This window comes from Burkholderia sp. 3C, from assembly GCF_054589155.1.
Map to the genome: position 1 here is coordinate 181850 of NZ_BAAILN010000107.1, position 13498 is coordinate 195347.

Sequence of the window (13498 nt, forward strand, 5' to 3'; positions counted from 1 at the left end):
TGGCGACTGATGCCGAGCCGGCGCGCGGCTTCGGCCCGATTGCCATCGGCCAGCGCGAGCGCGCGGACGATCAGCGCACGCTCGAGCGTCGCGAGCGCATCGGTCAGCGGCAGGTCGATCAGGGCCGGGGGGATCGCATTGGCGTCGCTCGCGGCCGAATCGAACAGGAATGCGAAATCATCCCGGGTCAGCACGCTCGCCGGCGCCAGCGCGTGGGCACGCTCGATCGCGTTGGCCAGCTCGCGCACGTTGCCGGGCCAGCCAAAGCCGACGAGCAGGCGCTGGGCGTCCGCGGAAAGATGCTTGCGCGCGGCTTCGGGGCCGCCGGCGACAGCCGTGAGGAAATGCTCCGCCAGGGGAAGGATGTCGGCCACGCGTTCGCGCAACGGCGGCATATGCAGCGGAATCACGCTCAACCGATACGACAGATCCTGCCGGAACGTGCCGGCCGCGACCATCGCCGGCAAGTCGCGATGCGTGGCGGCCACCACGCGCACATCGACGGTCAACGGCCGGTTGCTTCCCAACGGCACGATCTGCCGCTCCTGCAACACGCGCAGCAGCTTCGCCTGCATCGCGAGCGGCATGTCGCCGATTTCGTCGAGAAAGAGCGTGCCGCCGTGCGCCGCCTCGAAGCAGCCGCGCCGGTCCGCATGGGCGCCGGTAAACGCGCCCTTGGCATGACCGAACAGCTCGCTCTCGAGCAGATCCGGCGGGATCGCGGCGCAATTCACGGCGATGAACGGGCCATCCGAACGGGCCGACGCGCGATGCAGCACGCTCGCCGCGACCTCCTTGCCGGTGCCCGTCTCGCCGGTGATCAGAACGGTCGATTGCGTGCCGGCCGCACGGCCGAGCTGTTTCTGGATGTCGCGCATGGCCTCGCTGATGCCGAGCAATTGCGGCTCGCGAGCGGGCGTGTCGTCGGCGAAGCGGGGGATTGCCTGCAAGGCGGACGTATCGACACGAGTCGCGACGATGCGCGCGAGCAGCGCGGCGATCTCGTCGCGGCCGACCGGCTTGGTCAAATGCTCGAACGCGCCCAGCCGCATCGCGCCGATGGTGTTGTCGCTGGTGGCGTACGCCGTCAGCATCACGACCGGCACCTGCTGCAGCTCGGGCATGTCCCGCAGCGTCTTGAGCACGGCAAGACCGTCCGCGCCCGGCAGCCGGAAGTCGAGGAAGATGCACACGGGTGTCGCTGTCTCACGCAGCCGCGCGAGCGCGTCTTCCCCGGAGCGCGCCTCGATCGGACGGTAGCCGAGGTCCTGGATGGTCTCGGCCAGGCCGTCGCGGAACGCATCGTCGTCGTCGATGATCAGGATGGTCGCCATGGCACCTCGATGACAAAACAGGTCGATTCGGCCGGGGCCGCCAGCCACGCGCCGCCGCCGTGCGCCGATGCGATCTCGCGCACGACGGCCAGGCCCAGCCCCGATCCGTCGGGTCGCCCCGTGACGAACGGCTCGAAGATCCGCTCGCGATCGCCGTCGCTCACGCCCGCGCCTTCATCCACGACTTCGAGCCGCAGGCGCGCTTCACCCTCGCGCGTGACGGCGCACGCATTGACCTTGACGTGGCTGCCCGGCGGCGCGTGCCGCAGCGCGTTGACGATCAGATTGTCGAGTGCGCGCGCCAGTTGCGCGGCATCGAAGACCGGATGCGTGGCGCCGGTGCCCGCGGCGACTTCCATCTGCAACGTCACCTGCCGGCTTTCCGCCCGCGCTTCGTGCGTACGCAGCAAGCCGGCGAGCCACGCGGGCAGGTCGACCGCCTGCGGGCGGAGGGTGATCGGTTGCGTCAGCGCGAGCAGGCTCGTGAGTTGAGATTCGACGCGCCCGACTTGCTCGATGATGATCTTCAACGCGGCTTCGCGCCGGGCAGCGTCGCCCGCCAGCGCGTTCTCCGCCTTCAGGCGCATCGCGCCGACCGGGTTGCGGATTTCATGCGCGATCTGCGCGGCCATCTTGCCCAGCGCGCCGAAACGCTCGGCCTGCCCGAGCTTCGCACTCAGCGCGTTGGCCTCGCGTTGCAGGCGATCCGCGCGTTCGACATAGCGGTTGAGCGCATCGACGATGTGATCGAGATCCGGTTCGCCAAGCCGCTCGATACGCGTGCCGCGCTCGAGGCCGCCATCCGGCGCCAACGCCTGTTCGAGCCGCGTGAGCTTGCGCTTCCAGCGCCTGAGCGCCATCGCCAGCAACACCGCGAGCGCCACGATGACGGCCAGCATCGTCGCCAGGATGGCCGCCGCGCGCTCCCCGTATGGCCCGAGCGGCGGCCGTGCCCGCGTCAGCATCCAGGCGAGCAACCCGGCATGACGCGGCACCGGGCAGGCGACCGCGACCACCGCATCGCCGCCGCCGGTCACCACGTCGGCGCGCATCTGGCCGAGGCGCGCGACGTTCGACAGCGTGCGAAGAATCAATGGGGTTTCGGCCTCGGGCACGTCGCGTTTGACGCCACTGCCCTCGTAGGTCGGAAACGCGTAGGCGAGAAAGCCGGCCGGCGCGCCGGGGGCCGACGCCGAGGACCAGAAGCCGCCCTCGATGCCTTCCGTGCGGATCAGGACGAGGTCGAGCACGGCGTGCATCAGATCGACATCGGTTTCGCCGGGCCGCTGCATCGACAGGTCGTAGCGCGACGCAACCGCGGCGCAGGCCGTCACGGCCTGCTGCCGGGCTTGGGCGACGCGCTCCCCCAGCGCCGACGAGAGCATCAGCCACACGACCGCCGTGAGCAGAATGCAAAGGCCGGCGACCAGAATCCAGAGCGCGTAGAGCTGAGTGGAGAACGACGGTCTCGGCATGAAGGGCCTGCTGGAAATCGGGACGTGAATTTCCGAGCAAAATTCACACCTGCATGCGGCAGGCGAGAAATGGTACACCAGGCGGCCGCCGTGTTTCGCAGTGTGAGCGCCAGGGCCTGGCGCGGTGGCCAACCGAGAGGGAATGGATCAGCGGGCTTCCGACGCTGCTGCCGGCGCCTCGGGATTCGGTACGAGTTGCAAGCGCACGCGTAGCGGTTGCAACATGTTCGCCGGCGGCGGCGGCAGTGTCACGGCCGTCAACAGGTGTTCGAGCGATGCTTCGGCCAGCACGTCGTCGAGCGGATCGAATTCGACGTGCGTGATCGCGCCGTCACGGCCGATCCAGGTGCGCACCACTACCGACGGCGGCACGACCGGCTCGCCGGCAGCGCCGCCGGCCGGCCCGGCGCGGCGGGCCAGTGCCTGCTGCAAGCGCAACGCTTCATCGCCACCGCCCGCCAGCGACGCCTGGAAGCGTGCCCCGACGTCTTGCGCATAGCTGACCCAGTATGCGGGCACCGCTTCATGCGCCGATGGCGCTTGCGCGTCGGCCCGCCCCGGCGCAACCAACGCCAGCACCAGCGCACACCACGCCATCACCCCGTGACGCACCAGCCGGTGCCTCGCCGCGCCGCGCCGCACGGCCTGCTCGATTGTCTGCATTCCTTTCCTTTTTTCGCCGGCCCGGTTCGGGCGAGCATCAGGCGAGATCGAGCGGCACGTAGATTCGCGCCGCGCCGCGTTGGACCAGCAGCGCCACCGCGCCATGCGACGCCCCGATGCCGGCCACCAGTGCGTTGAGGCTGCCCACCGGCGCACCGTTGATCGACAACACCACGTCGCCGGCCTTCAGGCCGGCCTGCGCCGCCACCCCATTGACGCTCTCGACCACCAGCCCCTGTGGCACGCCGAGCCGAGCCTTCTCGACGTCGTTGACGGGTCGCAGCGCGAGCCCGAGCCGCGTCAGCGTGGGCGAATCGGCAGCCGGCGCATTGCCGCTGTCGAGCGCACCGATCACCACATCGATGCGGCGCATCGCGCCGCCCCGCCAGATCTTCAGCTCGGCGGCGCGGCCCGGCCGCACTCGCGCAACGGTCGTCAACAGGTCCGCCGAATCGACCACGGGCCGACCGTCGACGGCGAGCACGACGTCACCCGACATCAACCCTGCCCGCGCGCCGGGGCCGTCCGGCGCGACCATCGTGACGATCGCACCATCGGCACTCGGCAGTCCGAACGACCGCGCAAGCGTAGCGTCGAGTTCCTGCAAGGCCACGCCCAGCCGTCCGCGCGTGACCTTGCCGGTGCGCAGCAACTGATCCTTGACGTCAAGCGCGATGTCGATCGGAATCGCAAAAGCCAGCCCCTGATAACCGCCCGTCTTCGAATAGATCATCGAATTGATCGCGATCACGCGCCCGTCGAGGTCGAACAGCGGGCCGCCCGAGTTGCCGGGATTGATCGGCACGTCGGTCTGGATGAACGGGATGTAGCGCTCGCCCGGCAGCGAGCGCGACTTGGCGCTGACGATGCCCTGCGTGACCGTGTTCGAAAATCCGTACGGCGCACCGATCGCCATGACCCAGTCGCCCACCTCGGTACGGGCCGGATCGCCGGTCGCGACGCTCGGCAGGCCGTGCGCGTCGATGCGGATCACCGCCACATCGGACAGCGGGTCGCTGCCCATCACGCGGCCCTTGAACTGGCGCTTGTCGGTCAGCTTGACGTCCACCGTCGCGGCATCGCCCACCACATGACGGTTGGTCAGGATGATGCCGTCCGGATCGACGATGAAGCCCGAGCCCAGGCTGACCTCCTCGCGGTTGCCGATCACGCGGCGCGCGAAGAACGGCGCGAGCGGGCTGTCGGGCGCGATGCCGGCCGGCAACTGAATGCCGACCTGCGCCACCTCGCGCGTCACGCTGATGTTGACCACGGCCGGCCCGTTGCGACGCACCAGCGCCGCGAAATTGGGCAGCCCAACCGGAGCCGCCGCACCCGCCGCGCCCGACGCCGTGGCCGCAGCGACCGGCGAACCGGGCACCCCCGCCAGCGCAAGCGCAATCGACGCAGCCAGCGCCCACCCGGGCGCAATACGCACGATAGGCGCGATAGGCGCAAGCACGCGGATCAGCGCGACACGACACCCGGCAAGCGGCCCGTCCCGGCGCTCAACACCCATGACCGGCGAGCAGGATCAGTGCGCGCAGCTCGTCGAGCGTAAACCGCCCGTCGAGGGTGACCGTGCCGCGCCCCCAATCGGGGCGGTCACGCAAATCGTCCCACTCGATCCAGCCGCGCGCGGCGCGCAGCGTGCGCCGTGCGGCGCCGTGCGCGGAATCGCCCCGTTCCGGGCGGCGCCGGGTCGATACATTGATTTCCTGTTCCATGTTCCCGCTCCCCGCTCAAGAAGATGCCATTGATGCCTATCGAACAGCCCGATCGCACGCGGTCAGCGCGGCGGCACGACGACAGGCGCAGCCGGCCGCTGCGGTGTCGACGATGTTCCCCAGTTGCTGCCGAAGCGGTTGCGCTCGCCCGACAGGTTGAACGTGCCGACCCGGTTCGACGGTTGCGTCGCCAGCCGCTCGGAGGCCACCGACGACGCACCCGCCTCGGGCACGTCCGCCGCCTGCAGCTTGCGGCTCAGGCAGTCATACGACGGCGTACGCACGCCGTTCACATCGACATCGACGCAGACATTGCGCGCGGCTGCGGCGTCCGATGCCGGCCGCGCCGTCTGCGCGCTCGCGGCCGAGCCGAGCACCAGCGCCACGAGAAGCGCCAGCGCATGGATCTCGACCTGTCGCGCGCGACGCATCTCAGCCGCCCGCGTCGCGCGCCGCGATGAAGCGCGCGAAGGCCATGCGTTCGTGGTCGGCCACGCCCGGCCGCCCCGCCTGCGCCTCGCGCCACGCCTCGCGCATGCCGTCGATGCGGTGCCAGCCGGCGACCTGCGCGCCGGTCGGCAACGGCGTCAGCATCGGTTCGCGGTACTGCACCAGGAACAGCCGCGGCTCGGCATCCGGCAGGCGCCACAGATCGGCGGCATCGCGCACCGATGCGTCGAACCAGAAGCGCCCCCAACGCACCGGGTCGGGGTCGGCCCCCTCCGAGCGCGGTGCGGCGGCGCCATTGACCGCGCCGCGCGCGGTGCGCATGAAGCCCGACATCACGAGCAGCACGGCGGCGAGATCCTCTTCCCGCAGCGCCGGATACGCCCACAACCCCAACACATCCGCCAGCGCCACGAGCGTGGCGAAGCGCGCGAACGACAGGCCCGGCCAGACCCGCCGCGCGAGCGTGTAATGCCATTCCCAGCATTCGACAAAGCGCGCGCGGTGGCGTGCGGCCACCTCCGCACCACCGCTGCCGCGCACGATCACGTCGTCGGGCTGGTAACGGCGCGTGGTCAGCACGCAGCGCGCGGAATTGCGCGTGCTGCGGTGCCGCACGCGCCCCGGCTCGCCCGGCACCGGTTCGAGCGCACCGGCGCATAACGGGCAGCGCGGCGGAAACGCGCCGGCCGGCCCCGGCCACGGGTTCATCCGGCTGGCACGCTCGCGTGACGGCTCGGCCCGCGACGCCGTGTGCAAATCGGCATGGGACACGGAACGGGGCTGGGTCATAACGATCCGCGCGGCCGTTACTGCACCGACGCGAGCGCCTTGCGCAACGCGTCCTCGTCGATATTCGCGCCGCCGGCGATCTTCGCCAGATACGCCTGCGCGCTTTGCTGCGCCTTCTGCGTGCGCAGCGCGGCGCGGATCTGCTCCCTGACGTCGGCGAGCGGGCGCTGGCCTTCCGGGCGCACCTCGATCAGCTTGACGACATGAAAGCCGGTGGACGTCTGGATCGGCGCGGACACCTGGCCCGGCTTCAACGCGGCGGCGGCCTTGCGCACCTCCGGCAGGATCATCGGTTCCGGCACGAAACCCATGTCGCCGCCGTTGGCCGCACTCGCCTTGTCCTGCGAACTGGCCTTGGCGATCGCCGCGAAATCGCCGCTGCGGGCGCGGCCGGCCAGATCCGTGGCCTGCTTGCGGGCCGCGTCGACGGTGGCGGCGTCCGCGTTCGGCGCGACGGCGAGGTAGATCTGCGCGACGTGCAGCGCGCGCGGCGTGAGGAACGACGCGTGGTTCTTGTCGTAGACAGCCTGGATATCGGCGTCGCTCGGATAATCGGCGGGCGGCGTGCTGATCGACGACAGATAGCTGCGCGCGATCACTTCGACACGCGCCTGCTCGATGGCCGCCTCGACCTGCGCCTGCTTGTCCCAGCCCTTGGCCTTGGCCTCGGCCAGCACCGCCTTCTGCGCCAGCGTGGCGCGCACCAGTTGGTCCATCGCGGCCGGATCGGCCGCCAGCCGCGTGCGGCCTTCGGGGCCGACGGCCTTCAGCAGCGACGCGATGTCGGTCTGCGTCACGGTGGTCTTGTCCGCGCGGGCGATCACGTCGTCCTGTGCGTGGGCGGCCAGCGGGATGCCCGCGCCGAGTGCGATCAAACAGATTGCCAAGGTCTTCATGCTTGCTCCTGCCTGCGTACGAATTCGATTACCTGTCATGGATTTTTCGGTGTCCTGCCTTACTGCGCGGTGCCCGCGAAGCCGAGCCGCACCAGCACCGGCTGCGGCATGCCGCGCGGCGGCGTCTCGCCCACCGGGCGGCCGACCAGCACGGCCGTCAATGCCGCCCCGAGCGAGTCGGGCGAGACGGCCGGCACGGCGCCGGGCGACGCCTCGACGCGCGCGATCCGGCCATGCACGTCGAGCCATGCGCGCAGCCGCAATGCCGGCGACGGCTCGCCAGCCGCCACGCAGGCGCTGGCATAGCCGTCGAGCACCGCAAGCGAGGCCGGCGTGACGCCGGGCGCGTCGAGCGCCTCGCACATGCAGCGCGAGACGTGCTCGGCATAGGCGCGCCAGTCTTCCGGGGCGTCGTCGTGATCGATCGAGCGCCCGGCGGTAACGCTGGGCGCGCCCGACAGCGTCGCGCGCAACGCGCCGACCCACCGCGCGAACAGGCTCATACCGTTTCGGCCTTGCCACGCGCGGCCTTGGCCGGCGCCGCGGCGTCGGATGCCGGCTCCACCGTTGCCACCGCTTCGCTCTGCTGCGCCAGCGTGGCCGCTTCCTGCTCGGCCATCGCCGGGCGATTGCGCAGATGCAGCAGGAACTCCTGCACGAGGCGATCCCACAGCTCGATGGTCGAACGCAGATACCGTTCGGACACGCCGCCGGCCACGATCACGTCCATTTCGAGCGCGAGGAACGCGCCATGATTGGCCAGGCGCGCGAAACGCTTGGTGCGGTTCCAGTTCGCCACCAGTTCGCCCGGCAGCTCGCCCTGTACCTGCAGCACGCAGCTCATCGTGTAGTCGAAGAAGCGCGCTTCGGCCGGGGTGGCGGCGGCAATGCCCGCCGAATTGCCGAAGCGCACCGCGAAGCCCACGCCCTGGCTCGCGCTCATCAGTTGCGCCACGCCGTTCTGTTCCGCCAGCGTCACGCGGTAACCGGCGCGCCGCAGCACCTCGGCGAGTTGCTCCACGCCGATCGATTCGATCGCCGCATCGTGTGCGCCGTGCACGCCGTGCGCTGCGTCGTTGCCTTGCTTGATGTCAGCCATGATGTCGTTTCCGTTGGTATTGCCAATCAATCCAATCGATCCAGTCGATCCGGTTCGTCAATGCTCGCCCTTCGCGGCCGGTGCGGGCCGCGCGGCGGGGTCGTACTTGCCGGCATACAGGTCATCACCGTAGCGTTGCGCGATCTCGTCGTATTTCACGCGCGCCGAGGCCGCGAACGGCTGCCGTGTCGACAGCACGGTGCCGACACCCACATGTTCGTAGGCATCGAGAATCTCGTGGCCCACGCGGTACAGGTCCGCATTGTGTGCCTGGCAGGTTTGCAGTTGCGTGTCACGCGCCTGCAAATCGGCCTGCAGGCGCGTGCGTTGCGTACCTTGCTCGTTCGACGCGCCCTGCAACTGCGCATACGAGGCCTTCAGCTTCGCGAGCGCCTGCGTGTCCTGCTCGCGCGCCGCGCGCTCCTGCGCGAGCGAGCGCTTGGCCGCGGCCTCGCCGCTCGATTCGCCCTTGGCGGCGGCCAGTTGCGCCTGCGCGTCCTTGAGCTGGGCGAGCGCCTTGTCGCGGGCCTGCTCGGCCGCGCCCTTGTCGGCTTCGAGCTGGGCCTGACCGTCCTGCAACTGATGCAACTGCTGGGTCGTCGCGCGAAGTTGCGTGCGCAACTTGTCTTCCATGCTTTGCGCGTGAGCCGGCAGCGCCGCCGCGCCGAGCATCGCGCCCAGCAGGCCGGCGGCGAGCCGCGCGTATCGGTTCGGTTTCATGCGGCACTCCGTCAGAAGCGTGCGTTGAGCTCGAGCTGCAACACGTCGATCGACACCGGCGGCCCGTAGATCTCGCGCGCGCTCAGGTAGCGTGCCGACACCCAGGTGTCGCGCGCCACGGCATAGGCCGCGCCGAGCACATAACCGCGCGCGTTGGTGCCGCCCAGATGGAAGTCCGGATCGGTGAACGCATCGAGCGTGGCGTCGGGCTGCAGATACTTGTAGGCGATCGAGAAATTCCATTGGCCCTTGTCGTGCGGCTCCGGATCGCCGAACGTGGCCTTCGCGAGGAAGCCGTTCGGGCCGCTGCGGTAGTCGCTCTGGCTGGCGTTGACCGACGTCGATTCGTAGTTGTTGACCGGCGTGGTGGCCGCCGCGAACGCCTTGTTCGAGTTGTAGGCCAGGTTGCGCACGAACTCGCCGTCGAGGCGCAGCTTGTAGCGGTTGGCGATCACCGTGTCCCACTGCGCCTTCAGGTCAAGCAGGCGGAAGTTGTAGGCCAGGCCGAACAGTTGCGGATCGGCCGTCATGCCGGGCGCGAGGTTCGGGTTCTGCACGATGTTGCGCAGCGCCACCAGCGAGTTGCCGCCGCCCACGTACGACGGCGCCTCGTTGTCGGTGCTGCAGCTGGTGGCGCCCAGATACAGCGCGCACGGCGAGGACAGCGTGCCGCGCATGTTCTGGAAGTCGTAGTAGGCCACCGCGCCCTTCAGGCGGTTCTGCTCGTTGATCTTCCACTCCGCGCCCACCTGCGCGCCCAACATCCACTTGGTGTCGCCGCCGACCTTGTCGCTGCTGTTCGACGGGAAGTTCTCGCTGGTGTACTGGATCGGGAACAGGCCGAACGTGCCGAACAGCGTGACGTCCGGATGCCCCGGCAGCGCGTGGCGCACGCTGGCGGCGATGCCGTCCATTTCCAGATCGTCGGAGAACAGCAGGTCCGACTTGAAGAACGGATTGTCGAAACGGCCGGCCATCACGTTGAGCCAGGGCGTGGGCTTGTAGGCGAAGAACGCCTTGTTCAGCCAGATGTTGCGCTTGGCGAAGCCGCCGCCCGCCGTGGCGGTGGTGGACACCGGGTTGGCGTCGTTGCCGCTGGCAAGCTGGATGCCGGCGCTGATCTGGTCGGACAGCAGCGCCGTCACGCCCAGACGCGCGCGATAGCGCAGCAGGTTGTTGCGGTTCTGCGTGGTGTTCTGCGTCGGAAGCTGGGTGGTGTTGGTGTTCGGGTTGATGTCGAAACCGGTGCCCGAATTGAGCGCGCCGAAGTTGGTCACGTTGGTGGCGTTGCGGCTGCCATAGAAGTGATATTCGTCGCGCACGCGCAGGTCGCCGTCGAGCTTGATGCGCGACACCCAATCGGGGAACGTGTTCGGCTGCGCCCAGTTTTCCTGCTTGGCCTGCGCGATCACCTCCTGCTTGACCTGGTCGCGGATCTGATCGCGCACCACCTGCGGCACGTACGGCACCGCCACGTCGCCCGGTTGCGTCGGGGCGTTGACCACCGCCGCGCCCGCCACCGGCGCGCGGCTCGCCGTGGCCCTGGCCTGCACGGCTTCCGCGCGCGCCTCGCCGATCAGTTGCGAGGCGCTCTGCTTGGTCAGGACACCTTGCTTGACCAGCAGGTTGATCAGGTTGATCACCACGCTCTCGGTCGGCGCGGCCTGGCCCGACGCGGCCTGCGCTTCCAGCGACTGCGCCCGCGCGCTGCCCGTGCCGATCATGCCGAGCGTGAATACCGCCGCGCCGATGCACGACAGCCGAGCCGGCGCGCCGGTCCACAGCTGCCCCCCACCCCGTACCTTCATCTTTCGAATCATCTAAGTGCTCCGAACACTGTCTGTTCTGTCCGGCAGCGCCCGCCTTGCGGGCCTGCCCCACGATTTCCCGCGCGTGCGGCTAGGCCGGCTTGCGCCCCTGCAATCTGACGGTCAGCGGATACGAGGCCGAGGCCGGCGGCGCTTCGTCGAGCTTGCCGGCCAACTGCACCGCGGCGATCACGGCCGCGTCGAGCCGGTTGTCCCCGGTCGACTGCACGATCGTCACGCGCGTGATACGCCCCGACGGGTCGAGCCACACATTCAGTACCCCTGAAAAGCGCGTGCCGCCCGCTTCCTGTACGCCCTTGTCGCTCTCGATCACGCGCTGCAGCAGGTAGCCGAGATACTGGCCATAGCTGGCGTTGCCGAAGCGCCCGCCGCCGCCCGAGCCGACCGAGCCCGAGCCGTCGCCCGCACCGATGCCGAAGCTGTCGGTGCCGGCCTGCGCGGGCGCGTTCATGGTCATCTGCTTGGGCTGGTTGTCCGACGGCTTGGGCGCCTCGGCCGGCTTCGGCGCCACCGTCGGCTTGTCCACCGGCGTCTTGATCTCCTCCTTGACCTTCTCGGGAGGCGGTTGCTTTTGCGGCGGCGGGGGCGGCGGAGGCGGCAACGGAATCACCGTCGTCACCTGCGGCGCGCTCACGCGCTTGACGCCCGCCGTATCGCCGGCGAAGCGCCAGATCAACGCGATCGCCCCCGCCACCAGCAGCGCGATCACCACCGGCTTCACGTACCGCCGCGGCCCTTTCTCGGGCGGCCCGCCTTCGTAGCTCATCTCCATCGCCGGCCCCTAGCTGCCCTTCGCCTTGCCGGTCACCAACCCGACTTGCGACAGATCGAGGCGGCGCAGCAGGTCGAGCACGTCCATCACGCGCTGGTACTGCACCGTTGCATCGCCCTTGAGCACAATCGGAAACTCGGGATTGCCGGCTTTTTCGGTGCGCAGCCGGCTTTCGAGTTCGTCCATCGTCACCGGGTAGGCGTCGAGGAAGATCTGCCCCGAATCGGCCACGGTGATCGCTTTCGTCTTCGGCTTGGCGAGGCTCGTGGACGAGCTCGCTTTCGGCAGATCGACCTTGATGCCCTGCACCGAGGCGGTCGTCATGATGATGAAAATGATCAGCAGTACGTACGCCAGATCGAGCATCGGCGTGATGTTGATGTCGTCGTACGGCTTGTCGTCGTCCTGAACCTGCATGGTGGTCTCCCCGCGTCGGTCAGTCGGCCAGGACCGCGTGATCCGGCGAACGATGCGCTTCGGCCAGGCGCGTGACGAATTCGTCGACGAACACCTGCATGTTGGCGGTCACGTTCTTGTTGCGGATCAGCAGATAGTTGTAGCCGAACAGCGCCGGAATCGCGACGAACAGGCCGGTCACGGTGGCCAGCAGCGCCGCCGCGATACCCGGTGCGATGGCGTTCACGTTCACGTCGCCGGCCGCCGCGATCGCGGCGAACGTGATCATCACGCCCACCACCGTGCCGAGCAGGCCCAAGAACGGGCCGCCCGAGATCGCGATGGTCAGCAGCACCATCGATTTCGACAGGCGCTGGTTCTCGCGCACCAGGGTGGCGTCCATCGAGGCGCGAATCGCCTCGATCGATTCGCGGGTGATGATGGTGCGGCCGGTGGCATCCACGCGCGCGTGGATTTCATGCACGCCCGCGCGATACAGGCGATACAGCGAGGACTGGAACAGGCGCCGGCCCTCGGCGCTCTTTTCGTCGTAGTGGGCGAGGCCCGTCAGGTGACGGCCGCCGATCTCGCGAAAGCGCTGCGTGAAGAACAGGTTGGCCTTGTCGACCAGGCCCACGTAGCGCGCCTTGTTGTACATCACCACCCACGACACCAAGGCCATCAGCAGCAGGATGCCGATCACCACCCAGGCATCGACCGTCACCGAATGCACGATCACGCCGAAATAGCCGAAGCCGAAACCGGACTGTTTCTCGTCGTTGCCGTAGGCGATCAGCTTCGATTCCGAGCCTTGCGCCAGCGTGTCGATGGCGATCACGGCCGCCGGGCGCGCGATGCGCGACAGGCGCAGTTCGTCGAGCGCGCCGCTGTAGGCCGAGAAGCCGGCCGGCGCGCCGGGCACGTCGGCGCCGATCACGGCGGGCGTGGTCAGGGCCGGCAGCGCGCCGGCGATCTGCGCGACCTGCTTGCCGTTGGCGTAGACGGTGAGGTTGCGTCCGTCGTCGGTCACGGCAATGTGCGCCCACTGGCCGGCCGTCACGGGCGCGGTGCCGGCGATGCGCACCGGCGCGCCGCCGCCGTCGATCTCGGCGAACGGCAGCCCGTTGTCGAGGCCGATCAGCAGCGCGTTGGCGCCATCGCGGCGGCTGTAGAGCAGCGCGTTCGACGCGAGCGCGGCGGGCTTGACCCAGGCGCTGAAGGTGAACGCGCCACCGGCGGCCACGTTCAGCGACGGCGTGGCGGGCAGCGTCAGCGAACCGTTGCCGTCGAAGCTCACACCCTTGCCGACGATGCCGTCCTCGACGGTGCGCACCGTCGCGGCCTGCGC

At 69.3% G+C, this 13498-nt stretch carries 15 protein-coding genes; all 15 read right to left on the reverse strand.

What is annotated here, in order from left to right:
• On the reverse strand, positions 1-1334 hold a 1334-nt coding region (locus tag ACYP33_RS21520), incomplete at its 3' end, for a sigma-54-dependent transcriptional regulator (RefSeq protein WP_459623839.1).
• Entirely contained in the window at positions 1319-2809 is a 1491-nt protein-coding gene (locus tag ACYP33_RS21525) for a sensor histidine kinase (RefSeq protein ID WP_459623840.1), read from the reverse strand. The genes ACYP33_RS21525 and ACYP33_RS21520, both read right to left, overlap by 16 nt.
• A gap of 147 nt (positions 2810-2956) precedes the next feature.
• The gene (locus ACYP33_RS21530; protein ID WP_459623841.1) at positions 2957-3472 is read right to left on the reverse strand and encodes a YbaB/EbfC family DNA-binding protein; all 516 of its coding nucleotides are present in this window, start codon (positions 3470-3472) and stop codon (positions 2957-2959) included.
• A gap of 37 nt (positions 3473-3509) precedes the next feature.
• Complete coding sequence (locus tag ACYP33_RS21535; RefSeq protein WP_459623842.1) at positions 3510-4991, reverse strand: Do family serine endopeptidase; 1482 nt, start codon at positions 4989-4991, stop codon at positions 3510-3512.
• Entirely contained in the window at positions 4981-5199 is a 219-nt protein-coding gene (locus ACYP33_RS21540) for a hypothetical protein (protein ID WP_459623843.1), read from the reverse strand. The genes ACYP33_RS21535 and ACYP33_RS21540 overlap by 11 nt, the downstream gene beginning before the upstream one ends.
• Before the next feature lie 62 nt (positions 5200-5261).
• On the reverse strand, positions 5262-5630 hold the full coding sequence (locus ACYP33_RS21545) for a hypothetical protein (RefSeq protein ID WP_459623844.1): 369 nt from the start codon (positions 5628-5630) through the stop codon (positions 5262-5264).
• A 1-nt stretch (position 5631) separates the two neighbouring features.
• Positions 5632-6438, reverse strand: coding sequence for a hypothetical protein (locus tag ACYP33_RS21550; RefSeq protein ID WP_459623845.1), 807 nt, complete (start codon positions 6436-6438; stop codon positions 5632-5634).
• Between the two features lie 17 nt (positions 6439-6455).
• The gene (locus ACYP33_RS21555; protein WP_459623846.1) at positions 6456-7334 is read right to left on the reverse strand and encodes a peptidylprolyl isomerase; all 879 of its coding nucleotides are present in this window, start codon (positions 7332-7334) and stop codon (positions 6456-6458) included.
• Between the two features lie 59 nt (positions 7335-7393).
• Positions 7394-7837, reverse strand: a complete 444-nt coding sequence (locus ACYP33_RS21560; RefSeq protein WP_459623847.1) for a hypothetical protein — start codon at positions 7835-7837, stop codon at positions 7394-7396.
• Positions 7834-8433, reverse strand: coding sequence for a YbjN domain-containing protein (locus tag ACYP33_RS21565; protein WP_459623848.1), 600 nt, complete (start codon positions 8431-8433; stop codon positions 7834-7836). Before ACYP33_RS21565 ends, ACYP33_RS21560 begins: the two co-directional genes overlap by 4 nt.
• A 57-nt stretch (positions 8434-8490) precedes the next feature.
• A complete protein-coding gene (locus ACYP33_RS21570; protein ID WP_459623849.1) occupies positions 8491-9153 on the reverse strand; it encodes a hypothetical protein in 663 nt (220 codons plus the stop codon).
• Between the two features lie 11 nt (positions 9154-9164).
• Positions 9165-10973 carry a putative porin gene (locus ACYP33_RS21575; RefSeq protein WP_459623850.1) on the reverse strand — a complete coding sequence of 603 codons (1809 nt, stop codon included), beginning with the start codon at positions 10971-10973 and terminating at the stop codon, positions 9165-9167.
• A gap of 79 nt (positions 10974-11052) precedes the next feature.
• On the reverse strand, positions 11053-11748 hold the full coding sequence (locus ACYP33_RS21580) for an energy transducer TonB family protein (RefSeq protein WP_459623851.1): 696 nt from the start codon (positions 11746-11748) through the stop codon (positions 11053-11055).
• 15 nt (positions 11749-11763) lie between these two features.
• Positions 11764-12171: an ExbD/TolR family protein gene (locus ACYP33_RS21585; protein ID WP_459623852.1), complete on the reverse strand. Its 408-nt coding sequence runs from the start codon at positions 12169-12171 to the stop codon at positions 11764-11766.
• Between the two features lie 19 nt (positions 12172-12190).
• Positions 12191-13498 (reverse strand): MotA/TolQ/ExbB proton channel family protein (locus ACYP33_RS21590; RefSeq protein WP_459623853.1); only part of this gene is annotated, 1308 nt, incomplete at its 5' end.

Excerpts from the sequence above, each read along its gene's own strand:
- ACYP33_RS21525 (WP_459623840.1), bottom strand. The coding sequence starts at position 2,809 with ATGCCGAGACCGTCGTTCTCCACTCAGCTCTACGCGCTCTGGATTCTG.
- ACYP33_RS21530 (WP_459623841.1), bottom strand. The coding sequence starts at position 3,472 with ATGCAGACAATCGAGCAGGCCGTGCGGCGCGGCGCGGCGAGGCACCGG.
- ACYP33_RS21535 (WP_459623842.1), bottom strand. The coding sequence starts at position 4,991 with ATGGGTGTTGAGCGCCGGGACGGGCCGCTTGCCGGGTGTCGTGTCGCG.
- ACYP33_RS21540 (WP_459623843.1), bottom strand. The coding sequence starts at position 5,199 with ATGGAACAGGAAATCAATGTATCGACCCGGCGCCGCCCGGAACGGGGC.
- ACYP33_RS21545 (WP_459623844.1), bottom strand. The coding sequence starts at position 5,630 with ATGCGTCGCGCGCGACAGGTCGAGATCCATGCGCTGGCGCTTCTCGTG.
- ACYP33_RS21550 (WP_459623845.1), bottom strand. The coding sequence starts at position 6,438 with ATGACCCAGCCCCGTTCCGTGTCCCATGCCGATTTGCACACGGCGTCG.
- ACYP33_RS21555 (WP_459623846.1), bottom strand. The coding sequence starts at position 7,334 with ATGAAGACCTTGGCAATCTGTTTGATCGCACTCGGCGCGGGCATCCCG.
- ACYP33_RS21560 (WP_459623847.1), bottom strand. The coding sequence starts at position 7,837 with ATGAGCCTGTTCGCGCGGTGGGTCGGCGCGTTGCGCGCGACGCTGTCG.
- ACYP33_RS21565 (WP_459623848.1), bottom strand. The coding sequence starts at position 8,433 with ATGGCTGACATCAAGCAAGGCAACGACGCAGCGCACGGCGTGCACGGC.
- ACYP33_RS21570 (WP_459623849.1), bottom strand. The coding sequence starts at position 9,153 with ATGAAACCGAACCGATACGCGCGGCTCGCCGCCGGCCTGCTGGGCGCG.
- ACYP33_RS21575 (WP_459623850.1), bottom strand. The coding sequence starts at position 10,973 with ATGATTCGAAAGATGAAGGTACGGGGTGGGGGGCAGCTGTGGACCGGC.
- ACYP33_RS21580 (WP_459623851.1), bottom strand. The coding sequence starts at position 11,748 with ATGAGCTACGAAGGCGGGCCGCCCGAGAAAGGGCCGCGGCGGTACGTG.
- ACYP33_RS21585 (WP_459623852.1), bottom strand. The coding sequence starts at position 12,171 with ATGCAGGTTCAGGACGACGACAAGCCGTACGACGACATCAACATCACG.